General features: G+C 47.6%; 22 protein-coding genes and 1 pseudogene. 2 read left to right on the forward strand and 21 right to left on the reverse strand.

Translation table 11 applies throughout. The features are described from left to right. Nucleotides 1–39: 39 nt before the first annotated feature. The 20 genes and pseudogenes from I2H39_RS04240 to dapA form a co-directional block, all read right to left on the reverse strand. The gene (locus I2H39_RS04240) at nt 40–285 is read right to left on the reverse strand and encodes an alanine:cation symporter family protein (RefSeq protein WP_334302989.1); all 246 of its coding nucleotides are present in this window, start codon (nt 283–285) and stop codon (nt 40–42) included. Between the two features lie 22 nt (nt 286–307). After that, nucleotides 308–865, reverse strand: a pseudogene (locus tag I2H39_RS04245) (MATE family efflux transporter); the annotation flags it as partial. 62 nt (nt 866–927) lie between these two features. Then, nucleotides 928–2256: a lactate racemase domain-containing protein gene (locus I2H39_RS04250; RefSeq protein WP_195625855.1), complete on the reverse strand. Its 1329-nt coding sequence runs from the start codon at nt 2254–2256 to the stop codon at nt 928–930. A 132-nt stretch (nt 2257–2388) separates the two neighbouring features. Further along, a complete protein-coding gene (locus I2H39_RS04255) occupies nt 2389–3783 on the reverse strand; it encodes an FAD-binding oxidoreductase (RefSeq protein ID WP_195625856.1) in 1395 nt (464 codons plus the stop codon). Continuing rightward, nucleotides 3783–4979, reverse strand: a complete 1197-nt coding sequence (locus I2H39_RS04260; protein WP_195625857.1) for an electron transfer flavoprotein subunit alpha/FixB family protein — start codon at nt 4977–4979, stop codon at nt 3783–3785. The genes I2H39_RS04255 and I2H39_RS04260 overlap by 1 nt, the downstream gene beginning before the upstream one ends. Nucleotides 4980–5003: 24 nt before the next feature. Continuing rightward, nucleotides 5004–5792, reverse strand: coding sequence for an electron transfer flavoprotein subunit beta/FixA family protein (locus tag I2H39_RS04265; protein WP_138305896.1), 789 nt, complete (start codon nt 5790–5792; stop codon nt 5004–5006). Between the two features lie 9 nt (nt 5793–5801). Beyond that, entirely contained in the window at nt 5802–6269 is a 468-nt protein-coding gene (locus I2H39_RS04270; protein WP_138305895.1) for a hypothetical protein, read from the reverse strand. A gap of 13 nt (nt 6270–6282) precedes the next feature. Next, nucleotides 6283–7005 carry an FCD domain-containing protein gene (locus tag I2H39_RS04275; protein WP_171042515.1) on the reverse strand — a complete coding sequence of 241 codons (723 nt, stop codon included), beginning with the start codon at nt 7003–7005 and terminating at the stop codon, nt 6283–6285. Then, nucleotides 7002–7607, reverse strand: coding sequence for a membrane protein (locus tag I2H39_RS04280; RefSeq protein ID WP_227146174.1), 606 nt, complete (start codon nt 7605–7607; stop codon nt 7002–7004). Before I2H39_RS04280 ends, I2H39_RS04275 begins: the two co-directional genes overlap by 4 nt. Before the next feature lie 29 nt (nt 7608–7636). Continuing rightward, nucleotides 7637–8740 (reverse strand): iron-containing alcohol dehydrogenase family protein, encoded by a 1104-nt coding sequence (locus I2H39_RS04285; RefSeq protein ID WP_195625858.1) that lies wholly within the window; start codon nt 8738–8740, stop codon nt 7637–7639. An 18-nt stretch (nt 8741–8758) separates the two neighbouring features. Continuing rightward, nucleotides 8759–10360 carry an FGGY-family carbohydrate kinase gene (locus I2H39_RS04290; protein WP_195625859.1) on the reverse strand — a complete coding sequence of 534 codons (1602 nt, stop codon included), beginning with the start codon at nt 10358–10360 and terminating at the stop codon, nt 8759–8761. 10 nt (nt 10361–10370) lie between these two features. Then, nucleotides 10371–12167, reverse strand: coding sequence for an L-fucose isomerase (locus tag I2H39_RS04295; protein ID WP_195625860.1), 1797 nt, complete (start codon nt 12165–12167; stop codon nt 10371–10373). 13 nt (nt 12168–12180) lie between these two features. Further along, nucleotides 12181–13131 (reverse strand): phosphoglycerate dehydrogenase, encoded by a 951-nt coding sequence (locus tag I2H39_RS04300; protein WP_195625861.1) that lies wholly within the window; start codon nt 13129–13131, stop codon nt 12181–12183. Next, nucleotides 13128–13922, reverse strand: a complete 795-nt coding sequence (locus tag I2H39_RS04305; RefSeq protein WP_195625862.1) for an SDR family NAD(P)-dependent oxidoreductase — start codon at nt 13920–13922, stop codon at nt 13128–13130. Before I2H39_RS04305 ends, I2H39_RS04300 begins: the two co-directional genes overlap by 4 nt. 11 nt (nt 13923–13933) lie before the next feature. Next, nucleotides 13934–14644 carry an ABC transporter ATP-binding protein gene (locus I2H39_RS04310; protein ID WP_138305887.1) on the reverse strand — a complete coding sequence of 237 codons (711 nt, stop codon included), beginning with the start codon at nt 14642–14644 and terminating at the stop codon, nt 13934–13936. Next, complete coding sequence (locus tag I2H39_RS04315) at nt 14631–15452, reverse strand: ABC transporter ATP-binding protein (RefSeq protein ID WP_330640983.1); 822 nt, start codon at nt 15450–15452, stop codon at nt 14631–14633. The genes I2H39_RS04310 and I2H39_RS04315 overlap by 14 nt, the downstream gene beginning before the upstream one ends. Then, nucleotides 15453–16430, reverse strand: a complete 978-nt coding sequence (locus tag I2H39_RS04320; RefSeq protein WP_195625863.1) for a branched-chain amino acid ABC transporter permease — start codon at nt 16428–16430, stop codon at nt 15453–15455. A gap of 11 nt (nt 16431–16441) precedes the next feature. Then, nucleotides 16442–17317, reverse strand: coding sequence for a branched-chain amino acid ABC transporter permease (locus I2H39_RS04325; protein WP_138305885.1), 876 nt, complete (start codon nt 17315–17317; stop codon nt 16442–16444). A 72-nt stretch (nt 17318–17389) separates the two neighbouring features. Next, nucleotides 17390–18631: an ABC transporter substrate-binding protein gene (locus I2H39_RS04330; protein WP_138305884.1), complete on the reverse strand. Its 1242-nt coding sequence runs from the start codon at nt 18629–18631 to the stop codon at nt 17390–17392. 32 nt (nt 18632–18663) lie between these two features. Then, nucleotides 18664–19599 carry a 4-hydroxy-tetrahydrodipicolinate synthase gene (gene dapA, locus I2H39_RS04335; protein WP_195625864.1) on the reverse strand — a complete coding sequence of 312 codons (936 nt, stop codon included), beginning with the start codon at nt 19597–19599 and terminating at the stop codon, nt 18664–18666. 295 nt (nt 19600–19894) lie between these two features. Between dapA and I2H39_RS04340 the strand changes: the two genes are divergently transcribed. Then, the gene (locus I2H39_RS04340) at nt 19895–20794 is read left to right on the forward strand and encodes a dihydrodipicolinate synthase family protein (protein ID WP_195625865.1); all 900 of its coding nucleotides are present in this window, start codon (nt 19895–19897) and stop codon (nt 20792–20794) included. Nucleotides 20795–20907: 113 nt separating this feature from the next. Continuing rightward, nucleotides 20908–21621, forward strand: a complete 714-nt coding sequence (locus I2H39_RS04345; protein WP_138305881.1) for an FCD domain-containing protein — start codon at nt 20908–20910, stop codon at nt 21619–21621. Between the two features lie 200 nt (nt 21622–21821). On the opposite strand, the gene I2H39_RS04350 is transcribed toward I2H39_RS04345, so the two are convergent. Beyond that, nucleotides 21822–22007 carry a hypothetical protein gene (locus I2H39_RS04350; protein ID WP_138305880.1) on the reverse strand — a complete coding sequence of 62 codons (186 nt, stop codon included), beginning with the start codon at nt 22005–22007 and terminating at the stop codon, nt 21822–21824. Nucleotides 22008–22079 lie beyond the last annotated feature (72 nt).

Consider the following 22079-nt stretch of genomic DNA (forward strand, 5'->3'; position numbering starts at 1 on the left):
TCCTGTTCGTAAATGTATATAAAGTGTATATGTGCCCCGTTACCTATGATTCTCCCTAAAAAATTCCCTGGTCAGCCTCATGACCACCGGCGACAGCTTAAAAAGGGCCAGCACATTGGGAATGATTAAAAGCCCCAGCATGCAGTCCTGGATGGACCACACGATTCCTGCCGTGCTCAGGCTTCCTGCCAAAATCAATACAGGAAACAGCATGCGGTAAAACCAGTCCCCCTTCAGGCTTTTTATGTACATGAGACTCACATGTCCAAAATACCACTGGCTCATGATTATAGCACAAACCAAAAGCCGGATAAAGAGCCACCTGTGAAATCAAAAGCCTGACTCCATAATCAATGACTGCCGGATTCCCGTTAAACAGCATAATGAGCGGCCTGGCCATAAGTATATAGATTCCTGTCACCAGAACGGTGAGAATCAGGGATGTCCGCAGTGCAAAACGGACTGACTCATGGAACCGTTCTTCCTTATTGGCGCCAAAGGAGTAGGAGGCCACCGGCTGGTATCCCTGCATGAACCCCATAACCACATAGCAGCCAATCAGCACCAGGCGCTGCACCACGCCGTATGCGGCAATAATAAGGTCTGCGTCTGCCATGGGCTTTGCCGCTATATTGGTAAGGGATGTGGCAACCGCAAGACAAATCTGTATGACAGCCGTAGGGATTCCAATGAGTGTGACGGTTTTAACCAGTTCCCACTTCGGCCTGAAGTACTCCCTTTTTATTTTTATGATGGAGCGTCCGCTTATGTAGAACCATTCAAGGATGAAACATGTGACAAACTGTGAAACGGTTGTGGCAAGGGAAGCGCCCTCCACTCCCATCCCCAGCCCCCAGTCAAACATGAAAACAGGGTCCAGCACAACATTAAGGGCTGCCCCGGTCACCACGGCAGCTGACGATATTCTTACGGATATATGAATGATTCCTTGGTACAGCTGCACATTGTATCCTCAAACGTCACTTTCCCCGGTTCTCCTGTCACAGTCAGCCTCTCATCTTTTGCCGCCTCCAACAGCAATGGTTCCGATATCCAAAAACGGCTTAAGTCAGCCGTGTCTCTCAGCCATACAATCCGGCCGTTTTGGGCGGCATCGCGCCTTACGCATGTGTGCAGGCAGAAACGCAGGGCTAAATCATCGGTGGGCATGACAACAGGTGTTTTTGCACCGGCCGTATCACGGCATGTTATGGCATTTACATATACAGGGAACCTGTCTATTTTATCATACAAACGTTTTGTTATTACATCTGCATTTCCCATTCCTGCCGAATTTCCTGCCGACTTTTCTGTGATATCCAAAACAGCTATCTTTTCGGCATGAGGCACATCCGCTGCCAGAGTGCCCGACCTTCCGGTCACATTCGGGTCCATTCCGGCTCCGCTGATTTCCTTTCCCATCCGGCTGACTACCAGCACGTCAATCTTGTCAAACGGAATACGGGCCATCAATGACTTGGCATAGTTCAGCAATTCCGGCTCCCGCTTTAAAATCCGGCCCGCAGGAACAGCCTCAATATAGGCAGTCTCATGGCGGGCATTTTCCACAATGCCAAGTCCCAAAAGGATTGGCGCTTTCCTTAAAATCACCTCTGCAAACCGGATTAGATTCTGTCCCATGCGGTCAAATCCCATTTTATGGCAGATGGATGCCCCCTTTTGTTTTCCCAGCCCAATTACCATCATTTTTACAATTCCGCTCTCCACCGCACCGCGAAAATCCGTATGGGCCTTTATCCGCCCCACCGGTATGATATAATCAGCCTCCATGGCACAGGCATCCAGCCACACATCAAAGCCATCTTCTGTTTTTCCCAGACATACCACCTCCATGGACGAGCGCAATTCTGCTCCTGTGGATTCCTCCGTAATACCATACCCTTCCAATATCGCCTTCTGACCATCCGCATCCGCACCCCCGTGGCTGCCCATTGCCGGTACCAGATAAGGGATAGCGCCTAAACGTTTTATCTCCTCCGAAACAGTGCGTAGGATTTCCACGATATGAGCAATTTCCCGGCTTCCGGCCGTTATCGCCACGGTCTGTCCTGCCTTTATGGTTCCGAATGCCGTGCTCCTCCGAAGCGCGGTCCGCACCGACTCTTCCACCTGTTCCAGAACAGGACACCCAACCCTGTATTCAACTTCTGCAAACCTTGGTATTTCCACCTCCGACAACAGGCGCTCAAAGGCAGCCCTTTCAAAACCCGGCTCAGCTTCTCCATATCTCTTCATATGTACCCCTGCCCTTCGTTTCTCCAGCTTCCAGACCAGTTTCACTCCATCTGCATGTTTCTCTTGCGTAAAAGGCCCGGTACAAGACCCGGACCTTCTCATCAGATTATTTTCATTCACTTCAGATTATATTTATACAATTTTCTCCGGATTCAAAATCCCCTTTGGGTCAAAAACGCCTTTGATTCCTGCCATCAGCTGCAGCTGGTCCTCACCCAGCTGATTCTTCAGGTATTCCCTCTTTGCATAGCCAATTCCGTGCTCCCCGGACACAAGACCGCCATATTCTTCCGATTTTTTGTACATCCGTTCAAAGGCTTTCTGCTTTTTATCCCTCCACGTATCCTGGTCCATCTGGTCCCTGCAAAGATAGACATGGAGATTGCCGTCTCCAGCATGTCCAAAGCTGGGAATGCGCATCTCTAATTCCGCGGCGGTTTGATGGGTAAACTTGATAAAATCTGCCACATGGCTTCTGGGCACCACCACATCGCATTCATCCATCTCCGTGGTAGATGCCTTAATCGCCTCCAGAAAAGCGCCTCTTGCAGACCATACACTCTGTTTTCTCTCATCGGTGTCCACCAGGAACACATCCTTTGCACCGTTATCAAGACACAAATCAGCGGCCCGGCTGTAATTTTGCTCCACCTCTTCCCGGCTGTTTCCGTCAAATGTCAGTAAGATATAAGCGTCACTGGATGTATCGGGAAATTTCTTTCCCAGATAATCCTCTGCAAAAAGAATGGTTGCTTTTTCCATAAATTCAATGGCCACTGCCTGGACCTGGGACTCTATGATTTTAGGTACAATTTCAATTGCATCTGAAATAGAATGAAATGGAATCAGCAGGCTGACTGTTTTTTGCGGAAGCGGAAGAAGTTTTAAAACTGCCTTTGTGATAATTCCCAATGTTCCCTCTGAACCGATAATCAAATTCATCAGACTATAGCCGGAACTGTTTTTAACCACCTTGCCGCCCAGTTCCAGAACATTGCCCTGTGCCGTAACCACGGTTAACCCTCTCACATAATCTCTTGTGACTCCGTACTTTACTGCACGCATTCCGCCTGCATTGGTGCTGATATTGCCGCCGATGGTTGCCGACTTTTCTCCTGGATCCGGCGGATAGAACAGCCCCTGTTCTTCCACATAGGATGCCAGGTCCATTAAAAGGACGCCAGGTTCAACTGTAACAGTCAAATTCTCACGGTCCAGCTCCAATATATGATTCATTCCCGTGGTTTCAATCATGATGCCGCCCTGTGCAGCCACTGCTCCTCCAACCAAACCCGTGCCCGCGCCTCTCACTACCACCGGAATATCATGGCCGGAAGCATATCTCATGATTTTGGATATTTCCTCAGTGCTCATAACTTTTACCAGAATCTCAGGCATTGAAAATACATCCCCCAACTCATCGTGCCCGTAATCCTCGCTGATTTCTTCTCCGGCCAGCACTCTCTCAGGCGGAAACATGGCCTTTATTTCATCTGTATATTCCTGATTTATCCGATTTCTGTCCATCACGCCCCCTCCTTCATCCAATTGACCAGCTCCGGCAGGATTTCATACCAATCGCCAACCAGGCCATAATTGGCTATGTCAAAAATCGGCGCCTTCTTATCCTTATTAATGGCTATGACACAGTCCGCCCCTTTCATCCCTGCGGCGAACTGTACTGCTCCTGAAATACCTATTGTAACAATCAGTTTAGGTTTTACCGTTCTCCCGCTAAGCCCTATCTGTTGTCTGGCGTCAAACCATCCATTTTCAATCAATGGCCTGGTGCCGGCCATCTGAGCCCCTATCCGGTCTGCGAAAACTTTTACAAGCTCCACATCTGCCCTGGATTTAACCCCTCTTCCCACGGCCACGATGATTTCCGCATCTGATATATCTGCCTGCCGCGTTTTTTCTTCATTTGAAAGGACCTGGACCGAGGAATCAAAGAACCTCTCTTTTACCTCCATTTGCTCTATAGAACCGCCGGGGAACCGGTTTCTCTCTGCCTGTGAAAACACCTTATACCTGACGGTGCAGAACTGGGGACGATGCCTGGGCGTCACAATCTGAGCCATGATATTGCCGCCAAAGGCCGGTCTTATCTGTACCAAATCCGAATTATCCTTCATTTCCAGTACAGTACAGTCAGCTGTCAGCCCTGTCCTGAAACGTGCAGCCACCCTTGGCGCCAGTGACCTTCCTTCGCTGGTCGCTCCCACCAAAATGGATGAAGGTCTGACATTCTCTATGAAGTCAGAGAACACATTTGCATATGTCATTATATTAAAATCCGCCAGTCCTGGATGGTCGTACAGGAATACCCGTTCTATCCCATAATACTGCAGTTCCTCTGCCTTTTCTTTTACCCGGCTGCCTATAAGAAGGCAGTAGACCGGAGCCTGAATCACCGATGCCAGCTCTTTTGCTTTTCCAATTAACTCCAGGGTAACCGGATGAATTCTGTTTCCATCCATCTGAACATATACGGCAATTCCCTTCCATTCTTCCTTTTTAACCATTGGTTCTGCCGGCTCTTCTTCAACCCATTCCATCACACCGGCCGGGCCTTTTTTTACACACAGACGGCACATCCTGCATCCGGATGAAACAGATAGCTTTCCATCTTCTTCCGAAATCGCCCCAAATGGACAGAGCTCTTCCAGCTGCTCTGCTGCTTCCTTCGTCACCCTGCCCTGGTTCACTTTTAATTTTGCCATACTCCTCTCCTTCCCGTTCAATGATTACAGAAATTTTTTCTCCTGCAGAATCCCAGCCAAATATTGGGCCAGCTCCGGTCCCTTTCCTTCCATTATTACTTTATCTTCCGTTTTATCCGGCGGGAAAATCCGCTCCACCTGGGTGGGAGAACCATCCAGTCCATAATGTCCGGTGTCCTGGTCATTAAAATCCTTCAGCGACACTGTCTTAAGACATTCCACAGACAGGTCCAGCTTTCTTTTATAAGAAGGGAGTCTGGGCGTGTTGGCATCCTTCTCCACGGTCAGCAGGCATGGCATTGTCATGCGCTGTGTCTGTATTCTGTGCTCCAGGTTCATTCGTACGGTAATTCCGTTACCATCTGTCCCTGTTATAGCAAGTACGTTTGCTCCATGAGGAATCCCCATAAATTCAGCGATTTCCGGTCCCACCTGGGCCGTATCCCCATCCGTGGTCTGCTTTCCGCAAAGAATAACATCAAACGTTCCTGCCTTTTGTATTCCCTGACACAGGGTATAACTGGTCGCACACACATCTGCTCCCGCAAAACACCGGTCTGATACCAGCACCCCTGCCTCTGCGCCCATACAAACAGCCTCTTTCAGCGCGTCCATGGCCTGCATCGGCCCCATGGTAATCACAGTCACATGTCCCTTTTCTTTTTCTGCCAGCTCAAATCCCATTTCCAATGCAAAAAGGTCATATGGATTTAATTTTGATTCCACGCCATCTCTCTTCAGCACGCCTGTAACTGAGTCCACCTCAACATTGGCAGTTCCAGGAACCTGCTTGATACATACAAGAATTTCCATCGGTACACCTCAGCTTTTCAAAATACCATTTACAGATTCAGATACAGACACTCTGGGCGAATCCATTTTAGGAGATACCACCACAATTTTTACCGGCTCCGGCCCTTCAGCCACCGGAACAAAATGCAGTTTTCCGGCGTCTATAATCAATTGGGTCCCCTGCGGTATACGTACAATCTGTATGGATGCCTCATCGACTTTTCCTTCTGAATCAAAGTTTGCAAAAGGCATCAGAGCCGTACCTTGTACAAAGTAAAAAAACTCTTTGTCTTTATGATATTCCAATTCCCGAAATCCGGGGATTGCCGCCTGGCAGGACAGCACTCCTCCGCTGATTTGGGATGACTGGAAGCTTGCAATGAGAGGGGAGGCGGCCCACTGGAAATAGCTCTCCCTGTATGGCTCTGTTTCCTCCCTCAATATTGTCACTCCCTCTATTTCTGTATCCCTGATATCTGTAATTGCTATCTCCATCATAAACCTCTCCCTTTCAGTTTTTTTCCTGTATCAGTTTCATATCTGCCAAAGAATCCGCCAGATGCTCATTAATCTGTTCCTCTGCCGCAGCTTCATCTCCGCTCTCTATGGCCTCTATTATGGCACAGTGGGAACGGTAGGCCCTTTCGATATTTTCGTCCAGCATAAATACCTTATTTCTATAATCGGCAAGGCAGTCTGTAATGGTTTTTTCAATGCATACCAGAAGAGGGTTCTTACTTACCGATGTGATTTTCTGATGAAATTCTTCATCATACAGCGTCATAAGCACACCCCGGTTCTGTCTGGTATGTCCGCCGGACAGAAGTTCCTTTGTCTTGTCAGAAATCACCTTTAGATGTTCAATCCACTTTTTATCGCCCTTCTTCATCGCCATCCGGACTGCCATGAGTTCAACCGCGTTGCGGACTTCCATGTAATTCTCAATATTCTCACTGTTCTCCCTGAACCAATCTGCAATCTCGCTTCTCTCAACCTGCTGCTTTTCCTGCTTTCTGAAAAAGACGCCTTTTCCCCTTACGGACTCAGTTATCTTTAAGGCCTGCATCATCCGGTAAGCTTCCCTGACCGTTGACCTTCCGATTCCGCACATATTGCAGACTTCCTGTTCCGTGGGCATCCGGTCCCCCTCCTTCAGCTGATTTTCTTCAATATATTCTTTCAGCCTGTCAATGGTCTGGTCCACCATGGAAATCTTCTCTATCTTCATATTCATAGGCATTCTCCCTGATTCTCAATTTTGTTTACCGCCTTCAGGATGCATGCATGGAAGCCTCCGATTAACGGTCCCAGGCCAAATGTCAACAGTAATGTCCCGGCCCCTATTTCCCCGCCCAGACAGAACGCCATGGCCGCACATATCACATCCAATCCCAGTTTCACGGTTCCAAGCCCCATCCCTTTCCGGTGAAGCGCCACTACCAGGTCATCGGTGGGGCCGGGAGGAAGCTCTCCTTCCATATAGGCAGCCGCACAGAACGCCACGATTATCATTCCGCCTGCAAACAGCAGATATGGGGGCAATGTTCCAATCCTGCTTTTCAGGCATATCTGCTGCCACAGGTCTGTAACAATCCCTAATAAAAAAGAGGTTATAAAAGTAGTAAACCGCGGCTTTCTTCGCCGGATTCCGGCGGTCAGCAAAATTACGCACACAGATGAAATGTAAATTCCGACGGAAACCGGCTGGCCCAGTACCCCGGCCAAAGCAAAATTCCAGGCATCATACCCGCCCGCCCCCAGACCAGACATGATTGTCATCACCACGCCCATGGGCATGAGCAGGATTCCAATCAGGTACAGGACCAGATTAACCAAACGGCTATGTCTTACTTGGATATCTCCCTTCATATTTCACAAACAGCCCTGATGGAGTCCATCAGCTTTTCCTGATTCTCCTCTGTATCCTCTACAAATGCCGTGCTGCGTAAATACGCAAATATCTTCTGTACATTCTCCTCTGTTTCCGGTATCCCGAGTTCCTTAAGGGTGACAGGCATTTCCATCCTTTTCATGAAATTCCGGAATTCCGGAATTTTCTCCGGTGTTCCATTATAGTACAGCTGAAGTATCAGCGAAGTGCCGACGATTTCTCCATGGAGATAGGACAATGACTCCCTGGTAAAGAACATTCTGGCGCAGTAATACATTTCATGGGCAAGGGCGGTCTGTCCGAATGCTTTTGAAACACCGCTGATAATACTGGTCAGCGCAAAATTAATAAACAGGAAATCATGAACCTCTTTTGTAAGCCGGTGCTCCCGAATATCATCATAAACCTTTAAACACGTCTCCCTAAGAATATCATAGGTATATTTTGATAAATGGTAGGCTGTGTATAATTCAATATTAAAATCATCAAATGGCATGGAGGCATGGCCATGCTGAACCTCAATGAACTTGGCCATGGCATCCAGAATCCCGGATGCAGCATATCTGGGCGGCTGATGAATCATAACTGTCTCGTCAATGATGACTGCCGACACTTCATAATCATGGTAAAAATTACCGCCCACTGTTCCGTAGGCTGCCCCATCCTCCGTATACATGACGCTCATTGGAGTGTAGGCAGCGCATGTGGCTGCCTGGGTCGGAATATTCACCACTGCAAGCTTAGCCATATGGGCAATGCTTTTTGACAGGTCCATAATCTTTCCGCCGCCAACGCCAACCACTACATCAAACCCGTTTTTTTTGCAATACTCAGCATAATGGTTGGCTGCCTCCCTGGTATTATAGCCGGGGTAAACCACAAACTCATGCGTGACACAGGCGTCGCACAGACTTCTCCTCAAAGGCTCCCTGACAATATCAAGGGCCGTAGGTCCGCCAATCACCAATGCATGGCGCCCAAACCTACCAATTTCACCTCCTGCCAGCTGCAGGGCATCCGGCTCCTGTATGTATCTTCCTGCGCCAAATTTAAATGCCACATCTAATTTTGTACCCATTTCTTTTAGCCTCCTTCTCTAAGCCCTTAGATATTTCACTGCGGCCCGTTCAATGCTAAGACCTTCTCTGAATCGTTCCATAAATTGTCCGAATCCCAAACAGCCCTCTTCGTCCGGCACTTCCGTCAATGTCCCTGTCTCCCCAAATACATAGCTGTTCAGATATTCCGTCAGGCAGAGATTATGGTTATCCCTTCCAAAGGATGCCAGGATTGCCATGCCCCATGCTCCGCCCTCTCCTGCTGTCTCCATCACAGTTACCGGAACATTAAGCGCATCTGCCAGTATCTTCTGGCCAACACCTTCTGTTTTAAAAAAACCTCCGTGCCCCAGCAGCCTTGCCAGGCGGATATTCTCCCTTTGAACCAGAATATCCATTCCCATGCGCAGTGTGGCCATGGATGTATACAGCTGCAATCTCATGAAGTCCGAGAGGTGGAGCTCGCTGTCCGGAGTCCTGGTAAACAGCGGCCGTCCCTGGTCCAGTCCGGTAATGTGTTCTCCCGACAGATAGCAATATGACAGCAGGCCTTTGCAGGAGGGCTTACTCTCCATTGCCTTGCGAAAAAGCTTTCCGTATAGCTCACCGGCCGTCATCCTGCATCCGAACAGTTCGGCTGCTTCCCTGAACATATTTACCCATGCATTTAAATCCGACGTGCAGTTATTGCAGTGTACCATGGCTACCGGCTCCCCGTCAGGCGTTGTTACCAAATCCAGTTCCGGATAAACATCTGAAAGCGGATGTTCCAAAACCACCATGGAAAATATGGAGGTGCCTGCTGATACATTTCCGGTTCCCGGTTCAACACTGTTGGTAGCCACCATTCCTGTTCCGGCATCGCCTTCCGGCGGACATACAGGTATTCCTGGCTCCAAATCCCCATCCGGGTCCAAAAAAGCAGCTCCGTCTACTGTCAATGCTCCTGCCGGCCTTCCGGCTGCCAGCACCTCCGGCAGAATCTCCAGGACCTTCCACGGATATTTTTTATCTGCTGTCAGCTGGTCAAAGCACTCTGCCAGGTCCTTTCTGTAATTCTTTTGTTCCGTGTCTATGGGGAACATTCCGGATGCCTGCCCTACCCCAAGCACCTTTTTTCCTGTCAATTTCCAGTGAATATATCCATCTAATGTGGTCAGATAACGTATCCGGCCAACATGTTCTTCTCCGTTTAAGACTGCCTGATACAGATGTGCGATACTCCATCTTTGGGGGATTGGACAATGAAACAGCTCCGTCAGCTTCCGGGAAGCCTCTGCTGTCATGGTATTTCTCCAGGTCCTGAAGGGCACCAGAAGCTCATTGTTTTGGTCAAAGGCCATATAACCATGCATCATAGCGGAAAATCCCATGGAACCTATGGTATGCAGTGTTATATTGTATTTTCTCTTCACATCTTCTTTCAAGGACCGGAAGCAGGATTTAAGTCCTGCCTCCGCATCTTCCAGATGATAAGTCCATATTCCCTGTTCAAACCGGTTTTCCCAGTCATAGCTGCCCTGGGCAATCGGGCGGTTTTTTCCGTCTACCAGCACTGCCTTTATTCTGGTAGAACCGAATTCGATTCCCAGAGCCGTATTTCCCTGTTCTATCTCATTTCTTATCTGTTCCGTATCCATATGCTCCATCCTATCTGTACATTGGGCCGTAAGCCTGGCACGCCCTGTAATCCTGGGATTCCTTGTCCATTCCGAATGCATTCCAACATGCCGGACGGAATATTCTCTCCTCTTCCACGTTGTGCATGCACACCGGTATTCTCAGCATGGAGCAGAGCGTAATGACATCTGCGCCCACATGGCCATAGGTGATGGCCCCATGATTTGCGCCCCAGTGATTCATCACATCGTATGCACTTGTAAATACATCCCTTCCCGTCACCTTAGGTGCAAACCAGGTACAGGGCCATGTATAATCCGTTCTCTTCCAGAGCTGGTCAGATATGTCCTCCGGCAGATGCACACTCCATCCTTCCACCAGCTGGACCACAGGGCCCACGCCCTTTACCAGATTCAAACGTATCATGGTCATGGGCATCTCAGCCTTTGTCTCAAACCGCGAGGAATAGCCTCCGCCGCGGAAATAGCCCAAATCCGCCTCACACCATGTTGTGGCATTCAGACAATTTTCCACATCCGCCTGTGTCATATCCCACCATGGTTTAATGGCTGCTTTTCCTTCCTCATCCCGAGCTTCCCCGCAGGCATCCAGACAGCATGCGCCGGAATTTATCAGATGAATAAAGCCGCCGGCCGCCTCCGCTTTTCCTTCCAGGCAATAACCGGTTACCCGTTTTACCGCCTCCTTCGACCAGCAGGTTCTCACATCTGCAAACATCTGCGAACGATTGGTGAGAAGCTTAAGAAGCAGCATGCTTACGCCATTGAGCGTATCATTCTCCGTAGCCAGGATGTAAGGTTCTCTGGGACCGTTCCAATCAAAGGACGTGTTCAGGATTGCTTCCGGAAAATCCGTGTTCGGATAATGGTCCGTCCATTGTCTCTGTCCCTGGAAACCAGCTGCCAAGGCATTATGGCCCAGCGATTCCTCCTGGTATTCATCCGGAAATGTGTGATTGCCACTCATCAAATCCTTGATGATAAGGGCGCACTTCACTGTAAATTCCCAATTTTTATCTTTCTTTTCCCGGCTGTGTCTGGCAAATTCCGGGTTTTTGTCCAGCCCCTCCCTGCAGTTTGCCTTGGTCCAAAGCAGAGCCTTTTCGTACTCGCTGTGATTATAAATGCCCTTATCAATTCTTCTGAGAATTTCCACCTCGTCTACCGACTCCACCCTCATTCCCAGATATTCTTCAAAGAAATCAGGGTCAATACCGGAACCGGATATGCCCATACACATGGCGCCAATCTGCAGATATGATTTTCCACGCATGGATGCAGCTGCAATGGATGCTCTTGCAAAACGGAGCAGTTTTTCCTTTACATCTTCCGGTATCTCCGGGTCATCCGCTTCCTGAACATGTCTTCCGTATATGCCGAATGCCGGAAGCCCTTTTCTGGCATGGGCTGCCAATACGGAAGCCAGGTATACGGCGCCCGGGCGCTCTGTGGCATTCAGTCCCCACACGCCCTTGATTGTCATGGGGTCCATATCCATGGTCTCAGAACCATAGCACCAGCAGGGAGTCACTGAAAGGGTGATATCAACTCCCAGCTTTTTAAACTTATGTGCGCAGGCCGCTGCTTCAGCAACGCGTCCTATGGTGCTGTCCGCCAGCACTACCTGAACAGGCTGGCCGTTTAGATACCGTACATTCTGCTCATACAGTTTTTTGACTGCCTTTGCCATATTCATGGTCTGTTCCTCCAGGGACCCCCTTACATCCAGCAATCCCTGTCTCGCGTCAATGATGGGTCTGATTCCGATGATTGGATATTCTCCTATGTATCTGTTCGTATACTCCATTATGTACTCCTCCTTATACAATTCTGTTTTCCGGTTCCCGTCCCTCCAGAACATCCATGACTGCCCTTGCCGTAGTCATGGATGTTCTGTCATAATTTTCATAGGATTCCGCTGCCACATGAGGCGTTGCCACATATCCGGGACAATTAAAAAGTTCCTCGCTTCCTGTTACCGGTTCATGCTCGAACACATCTGAGGCAAAACCGCCTATCCTTCCGGAATCCAGCCCTCGCTTTACCGCCATTTCATCCACCACAGACCCTCTGGCTGTATTAATAAGTATGACACCCCTCTTCATCTTCCCAACGGCCGCATCATTGATTAAATGCCATGTGTCAGGAGCAGCCGGAAGATGGATGAGAATTATATCGCTCTCTCTTAAAACCTGGTCCTGCGGTACAATCACAACCCCTGATTTCCCGGCCGCCATCCTGTCAGCCGCCTTGTCACAGGCCATCATGAAACATCCAAAAGCCTTCAATTTCCCAGCCGTATTTTGTGCGATTCTGCCGAATCCCATCATACCAACCTTTAATCCCTTTAGCTCCCGATACATCATTCTCTTCCATCTGCCCCGGCGGATATCCTGGTTCAGCTGGGGTATCTGCCGTAACATACACAGCAGCAGGGCCACCGTGTGTTCCGCAACCGAATTAGAGTTAAGTCCCGGACAGTTTGTAACCATAATCCCCTGTTCCCTGGCTGCTTCCAAATCAATGTTATCCACTCCCACTCCGAATCTGGCAATCACCTTTAGCTTTCCGGCTGTCTCTAACAGGGTTCTTCCCCAGTTTTCCGCTCCGGTTATCACCCCGTCCACGTCCCTTACGAGAGGTATCAGCTCTGCTTCGGTCATTGGCCTGTTATAGGGATTCTCAATGATTTCGTATCCCCCTTTCTCCAGACTCAATTTACCGTTTCTGCAATATTGGGAGTAATTCGTTGCTGTTACCAGTATTTTCATGTCAGCCTTTCCTTTGCATGCCAGGCCTGCCTGGTATTCTGTACGGCAAATTTCCCGCCTGTTACCTCCAAATCAAAACCGGTCATGTACCCTGCCTGGTCAGATGCCAGAAAAACAATGGGACCAGCCAAATCCTCCGCAGTGCCCAGGCGGCCCATAGATACATTCTGAACCAGCCTCTCTCCATTCTCTGCTATGTTGGATTTGCTTATTTCCGTATCAATCATGCCCGGCACCACACCCAAAACACGGATATGATACGGCGCCAGTTCAGCTGCCAGTGTTCTGGTAAGACTGGAAACCCCTGACTTTGCAGCCCCGTATATGGCGCCGCCTGCGCTGGGGATTTTTGCTGCAAAGCTGGATATATTGATAATCACGCCGCTTTCCTGCTTCATCATAATCGGAGCCACCAGGCCGATGCAGTTCCATACCGCCTTGAGGTCTGTATTCATGATGGCATCCCATTCGTCCTCCGTATACTCTAAAAATGGCTTATCTATGGCAATACCGGCATTGTTAATCCACACATCCACGGTGCCGAATCTCCGGCATACGGTTTCCATGAAACAGCGGACCCCCTCTTTGTCTGTTACGTCCAGGGCCTCTCCGTAAACATTATGATACCCCTGTCCCTCCATCTCCCGGCAAAAGCCTTCAACCTTTGCTTTTGTTCTTGCAAAGACAGCAACCGATGCACCTTCCTTTAAGAACTCCCTTGCAGCCTCTTTTCCGATTCCTCCTGCCCCGCCGGTAATTACGACTGTTTTTCCCTTCAGACCTAATCTCATCGCTGCCTCCATCATCCGCCCAGGTATGCCTTCTTGATTTCCGGACTGTCCAGAAGCACCGAGCTTTTTCCGTGGTTGACCACGTGTCCCACTTCCAATACATACGTTCTGTTGGAAATGCCCATGGCCATGAAGGCGTTTTGTTCCGCAATTACAATCGGAGTCTTCTTCATCTCATTGATTTGGATAATGGCCCTGAACATCTCGTCCACAATGACCGGAGCAAGTCCCAGGGAGGGTTCGTCAAACATAAGCAGCTTTGGATTGCTCATCATTCCCCTTCCGATAGCCAGCATCTGCTGCTCACCGCCGCTCATGGTTCCCGCCGCCTGTTTTGACCTTTCCTTCAGCCGTGGAAACAGGTCATACACCTCGGCCACATGGTCCGCCATCTCACCTTTTGAATACCGTTTGCTGAACGCTCCCATCTCCAGATTCTCCAGCACGGTCATCTGAGGAAACACCTCCCGTCCCTCAGGTACATATACAATCCCATCGTAAATGGATTTATGGGGCTTTTGGTTATGGATTGCCTTTCCGTTGTATTCAATGGAGCCCTGTCCGGTGCGGTTAATGCCTACAATGGTTTTCATCAAGGTGGTTTTTCCTGCTCCGTTTGCCCCTATTAGTGACACAATCTCATCATCGCCAACCTCAAAGGAAACGTTGAACAATGCCTCTACTTTTCCGTAATATACGTTTATATTATTAACTTTCAGCATGTGCCAACACCTCCTCCTTAATATGCATAATAGGCTTGTAGCGGTCCCCGAGATATGCCTTGATTACCTCATCATTATTCTGTATTTCATCCGGAGTTCCCTCCGCAATTTTCGCTCCGAAGTTCAGCACCGTAATATTGGTGCAAATATTCATAACCACGTCCATGTTGTGTTCAATCAGGAAAATGTCCACTCCCGAATCAAAGGTTTTGAGTATAATATCCACAAATTCCTTCCGCTCTGTGGGATTCAGGCCCGCGGCCGGCTCATCTAAAATAAGTGTCTCCGGTTTCAGCATCAAAGCCCGTCCAAACTCCGTCATTTTCTGCTTGCCATAAGGAAGATTCTTTACGTTCACATCCCTGATATCCCCAAGACCTATATATTCCAGCACTTCCTCTGCTCTCTCCCTGAGTATGCGCTCCTCTCTTCCAGCTTCCCTGAAACGATAAAGGAACTGCAGGATTCCTAATTTTGTCATCTGATGGCCGCCTACCATCAGATTCTCCATGACTGTCATGGACTGAAATAACTTAAGATTCTGAAAGGTGCGGCTTATGCCTAAGCGTGCTATCTGATACGGCTGCATAAGGGTGGTGCATGTATCTTTATAATATATCTCCCCGTCCGTAGGGGCGTATGTACCGGTAATCTGGTTCACTGTGGTGGTCTTTCCTGAACCGTTTGGTCCAATCAGGGCATGTATAGTTCTTTTTTTCATTTCCAGGGACAAATCATTCACAGCCACAAGGCCGGAGAACCTTTTTGTAATGTGATTCAGCTTTAAAATTGTATCGCCGTTCATCATCTATTCTCCCTCCTTTTTACACAGGCGCTTTACCAGACCAAATTTTCCAAATGGACCTGTATGTGTAAACAGGGAAACAATGCCATTGGGAAGGAAAATAGCAAATAACAGAGCAATCACACTGAACACCAGCCAGTAATAGCTTTCCATGAACCGCAGGAACTCCGGTAAAATCGTAATGACCGCTCCTCCAATTACATTTCCTCCAACCGTACCAATGCCTCCAATCATCATCATGGCAAGATAGTTGGCCGACAAATCCTGGACAAAGGTGGTTGGGTTGATATATCCCATCATATGTGTATACATGGCTCCCCCGAAACATCCCAGAATGGTGGCCAGGGTAAATGCAAGTATCTTCATCTGGGCAATATTGATGCCGCTGGCCTCAACCGCCTCCACATTATCCCGTATTGCCTTGAACACCCGCCCCCATTTGGAGTGCACGATTCGGTATGCCATGATAGTAATGACTATTACAATGGCGAGATAAAAATAGTAGATTCTAAAAGATGTGTTTAGTTCAATTCCAAACAGGCGAATCCATGGTATATTTTGTACGCCCATGGTTCCCCCGGTCAGTCCTACCCAGTTGGTAAGAATAAGGCGGGTAATCTCACTGAAACCAATGGTAGTAAGGGAAAGATATACACCTTTCAGGCGCAGACTCGGATACCCCAGGCCCTTACCAACCAAAATGCCCATCACAATGGCAACAATAAATCCCACCACAATCGGCATGTGGAATTTCGCGCTGCACAGGGCTGCAGAGTACGCTCCCAGCGCCATGATTCCTGCTGTACCCATATTCATCTGTCCGGTCAGACCGGTTATAAAATTTAATCCGGTAACCACCACGATATTGACCAGCGTCTGGCACAGTACGATATGATGGTAGGTATTCTTATCAACAATCGGAATGAGGACCAAAAGGAAGATTCCAAAAAGAATCCCTGTCATTTTTGCGGATTTATTCATGTGCACCTCCATCATTTCTTTCTGTGCCCCAGAAGTCCTGTGGGCCTGATTAGCAGACATGCGATTAAAAGCACAAAAGCAACGCAGTCTTTATACAGTGTGGGAATCACAAGTGTACTCAGGTTCTCCAGAATTCCTATTACCACGCCTCCCAGAATCGCACCCGGCAAATACCCAAAGCCGCCGAACACGCCTGCCGCAAATCCCTTTAACCCTATCATGTTAGCTATGGTTAAATCCACGGTGAATAAAGGAATCACCATGATGCCTATTGCTGCACAGATTGCCGCGCTGAGAGCAATAGTTAAGTTAATATTTCTGGTGACGTTGATTCCCATCAGAGTGGCGGCCGTCTTGTTCTGCTGTACACATCTCATGGCCTTTCCTGTCTTCGTAAAATTAAAAAATAACTGTAAAAGGATTACGATTGCTATGGACACTACAATAACAGTGATGTTTGCCACTGTAATCACAATGTCCCCAAGCTTTACCGTTCCTTTTAAAAAACCAGGCACAGTAAAAGGAGTAGCTCCCCAGATGATTCTGGCCAGTTCATTGAGAATCCTTCCCAAAAACACCGTGCCCATAACGGCAAAAATTGGGGACGTCATATTACGAAGCGGATTGAATATACCGGTCGCCACCAGGACGCCGAATACAAACATGGTAAGAACAGTGGCCAGAACACCCACCACCGGATTTGTTCCCATCCTCATAAGGAATTGGGCTGCAAAGATATACGCGCCTAACATGATGAATTTATCATGGCTGAAATTCAGCAGGCCGGTAGAATTAAAAATCAATGTATACTCAATCGCCACCAGCGCATAAATAAATCCAAGAGCAAGCCCGCTCACAATAAGCTGGATAATAATGCTGTAAGTCATTTGGGACCTCCCATCTCTTAGTTTAAAATGGATGCAAACCATTTCCTGTCTGCATCCATTTTTCAACGACTGCTACTCCACCGTCACATAATCCACCATGCCCGGAATTTTATCTTTAATCTGCGCAATTACGCAGCCATGGACCATATTTCCCCCTTCATCGCAGGAAAACAGACCTTCCGGAAGCTTCATATCCTTTGTTTCCGCCAGAGCATCCCTGACAGCCTGAGGCTCGGTTGACCCGGCTCTTTCAATTGCGTCTGCCAGCACATAAGCCGCGCTATAGTATGTAGATGCATAAAGTTCGGGGGCATATCCATATTTTGCTTTGAAGTCCTCTACAAACTGCTTTACAGTATCGTCGTCATTGGTTGATACAAAGTCAGTGACCGCATACCATCCTTCCACATACTCTGGTTCCAGCAGATTTAACACCTGGTCCATAACAACACCTGCGGAGGCAATTACAGGTACATCCAGCCCCAGTTCATACAGCTGCCTGGCGGTCAGTGCAACCTCAGCGTCGTCTGTCCAGGAGATAATACAGTCAACGCCTGCGCTCTTGAGCTGCATCATCTGCCCTGTCAAATCCTTATCACCTGCGTTATGTCCAACGGCCACATACTCAATGCCATCCGCTTCCAATATGGGAATGATAACATCCCTTCCGCCGGTTCCAAAGTCATTGTTATTGTAGGAAATTCCTATCTTCTTGGCCCCCAGCGTATCAACCGCATATCTTGCCGCCACTTGCCCGTTGATGGTATCAGAAGGTCTTACGCGGAAGAAGTAAGGATTATCCAGCGTCGCTAGTTTAGGGCTGGAACCGCCTGTCATAAACGGAATCCCGGCATTCTTATATAAGTCACTGGTGGCTGCCGCATTTCCGGAGGTATGGGGTCCAATTACCGCACACACATCCTCATTCAATAGCCTGGTTACCACATTTACGGCTGTTGTCTGCGTATTCTGGTCGTCCTCCGCTACATATACCAGTTTTTTACCCAGAACACCCCCATTGGCATTAATCTGTTCCAGAGCCAGGTCAATTCCCTCCTTCGTTCTCTGGCCTGCCAGCGGAAAGTTTCCTGTAATTGCGCAGCTGACGCCGAATTTGATTTCCCCATCCAATTCCTCTGACGCTTCTGTCTTCTCTGCCTCCGTTTTTTCCCCCTCAGTCTTTTCTTCCTGTGACTGTTGTGAAGCAGCGGATGCAGGTGCGCTTGTTCCTCCTGCTGTTCCTCCCCCTGAGCATGCTGTTAACCCCATCATCATGACTGCTGCCAGACCTACTGCTAATCTTTTTTTCATCATGCCGAAATACCCTTCCTTTCATCCTTTGTTGGTTATCCGTTTATTTTAATTCCGATGGACTTCATGGTATCCACCAGAATTTTTTTCTCATCCTCAGTAATCGGCGCCAGCGGACCTCTGCACGGTCCAACAGGAATTCCTGTTACCATTTCAATAGCCGGTCTCATAATAGAATTGGGAAGAATTCTTCCGTTTTGTCCGCATGCCTTGCAGAATCTGTACAGCGGTACGAACAATTCCTTTGCCTTATTATGGTCCCCCTCTGCAAATGCTTTTAAAATAGTCCTGATTTCATGTCCGAAGATATGGGCACCGCCGCTGACCACGCCCATGGCCCCCTGCACTACCGTAGGAAGAAGCATGATATCATCTCCATTGAAGATTACAAATTCCGGGTTAATATCTTCGGTTGCCAATATAAAGTCTGTAATCTGAGTGGGGTTAATACCGGCTTCATCTTTGATTCCAATGATATTCCCGATTTTTGAAAGTTCCCTCACAGTGGAGGCATCCACGTTTACCCCTACAAAAATCGGAATATTGTAGAGGAGGATATTAATATTTACGCTATCGGCAACTGCCTTGTAGTGACGGTAAATACCCTCCTGAGTAGGCTTGTTATAATAAGGAGCAACCACCATACAAAGCTCGATTCCTAAATCCTCGGCTTTTTTTGTAAGGGCAATGGTTTCCTTTGTGGATGCGCATCCAGTGCCTGCTATAACAGGTTTTCTGCCGGCTGAAGCCTTAAGGGCTGTTTCCATCAGCCTGACTCTCTCATCAAATGTAAGCAGGGACGCCTCTCCCGTTGTCCCGGTCACGATTAAGGAATCACAGAGGTCATTTTGTATCAGATATTCGATTAAATCTTCGTAAGCCTTGTAATTCACCTCCTCATTGGCATCATACGGCGTTACCAGGGGGCATAAAATCTGTCCATACTTCTGCGTAAATTCATTTCTTGTCATTTGATGTTCTCCTTTGCTCTTTCAATATTGATTATAAATTTTATTTATTCTGCTGTTATCATGTTGTCTGATAACATGATAACTATTTTTTCAATATATGTCAATAGTTTTTAATATTTAAGTATATTTTTGTGCATATATTATATAATTATGACTGATTTTTAGAGTAAACAGAGATTTCCATGTTCTTCATTTTTTAGTATTGACATGTTGTCAGACAACATGATATGCTATATCCAATATAACTGCTTTCATATTGTCAGTTCAGCTTATTCGGAAAGGATGGTTCATTATAATGCGTCTGTTATATGGTGTAACGGTTCCACTGGTAACTCCTCTTACGAAAGAAAGAACCCTGGATATTTCAAGCCTGGAACATCTGACAGATTTCCTGATTGAAAAGGGTATCCATTGTCTCTATCCAGGCGGAACCACAGGTGAAATGATGCTTATGGGAATGGAGGACAGAAAGGTTCTTGCTGAAACAGTGGTTCGCCAGACCGCCGGACGGGCCGTTGTATATATACAAGCCGGTGCTGTTAACCAGGCTGATACCATAACGTTAGCTAAACATGCTGTTGATATAGGTGCTGATGGCATTGGTGTGGTTACTCCCGTCTTCTATAAACTGTCTGACCGGGAATTGGTCAGCTATTATCAATCCGTCTGCCGGAGTGTTCCTTCCGACTTCCCTGTCTATCTTTATGCCATACCTCAGTGTGCTGTCAATGACATCACCCCTGCTTTGGCAGAAGAGTTAGCTGAAACATGTCCGAATATAGCAGGCATCAAATACAGTTATCCCAATATGTCCCGCATACAGGAATTCATGACCATACGCAGCGGCAGCTTTTCAGTCTTGTGCGGTCCTGATGAACTGTTCTGCGCTACGGTTCTGACCGGAGGCGCCGGTACTGTTTCCGGTAACGCCCAGGTGATTCCCGAACATTATGTTGCAATATGGAATGCCCTGGAACGGGGAGATATTCCAACTGCCGTTTCCCTGCAGCGAAAAACCAACCAATTGAACCAAATTTTAAGCAATGACCATAATATAGCCCGCTATAAAGCTGCCCTCAAATACCGCAAAATACTGTCCGATGCATCTACATATGCTCCGCTGGAGCCGTTATCCGAGGCAGAATCCCGGTCCATGTCAGATATGCTGGAGGAGCTGAAGTTTACAGAAATATAAATATGCCCCTCCATTTCGGCAATTGCACTTGTAAATTCTGATAAACGTTGATAAAATATAAACCAACCGGCAAGGGAATGACTGAAAGAATATAAACAAAGAAGGGGAATCGAATGAATAAACCTCTGAAAAGTATTGCACGGATATCTGTTGTGGACCAGGCAATTCAGAATCTTCAAAATTACATAACAGAAAACAGTCTGCAGCCAGGCGACAAACTGCCTACAGAAAAAGAAGTCTGTGAAATGATGGGAATCGGCCGCTCCACTGCCCGCGAAGCTTACCGAATGTTAAAAGCAATGGATTACGTAACTGCGATTCAGGGTAAGGGCATTTTTTTAAGTGACAAGTACAGAAAAAATGATTCAAACGAAATGGCGCTGGAATGGTTTCGTGAAAATGGCAGAAATATGATTGAATTCATGGAAGTGCGTATGGCCATAGAACCCATGGCAGTACGCCTGGCTATTCCAAGGGCAACTGATTCAGATATTGAGTCATTAGAAAAAACACATTTTCTTTTTCAACAGGCTCTCAAAGACAAAAATACAGTCAAGCTGCTCTCCTTTGATGAACTTTTTCACAATCAAATCATGGAATTTACAGATAACCAGCTGATGATTCGCATTAGCCAGAATATTACCGAATGTTTCCGCAGTTACCGCTCCAAAGCTTTTGCAGTGGATAAAATTATGGGAAACGCAGTTGCGCCGCATGCAAAAATCATAGACGCCTTCCATAAACGGGATACCCAGCTGGGTTATAATCTCATGATTGAACACCTGGAGATTTCTCTGGAAGATATACTGAAGTATTCCACGCCTTGAATATCTTCTCCGAATACTTGATTCGGTAGGATGACGTGTTTGGCCGGTATTAAGGTATTGTTAATATTACGGGGTCAAAAAGTACATTTTTACGTTGTTTTTTTGCATTTTTGTGACTTTACTGTGTCTAATAGAGTAATATATGCAGGTAGAAAATAGCATGAAGTTTGGCGGGTCCGACAATCGGCACCCGCCCATTTCTACTTCTCTTCTTTCTCCTTCTCATCCTGAATCCGTTTCCGGATGGTCTCAAGTTCATCCGGCTTCGGGTCCGGGATGGGTAAGGGGACGGTCATGCGTTTGACTGCTTCAGATTCTTTTAGCAGTTCTTCATCCGAGTACCTTTCTGCCGGTTCTGGCGGTTCATCGTTCCGCTTTCCATCCATCTTTATGCGCCTCCTTCCAAGGCCATTGTATGCCTTTCAAAACGGGGATTGTTCTGGTGAATAATACCATTT

Origin of the sequence: Clostridium sp. 1001283B150225_161107_B6 (assembly GCF_015556325.1) — a bacterium.
Lineage (GTDB): Bacteria > Bacillota > Clostridia > Lachnospirales > Lachnospiraceae > Enterocloster.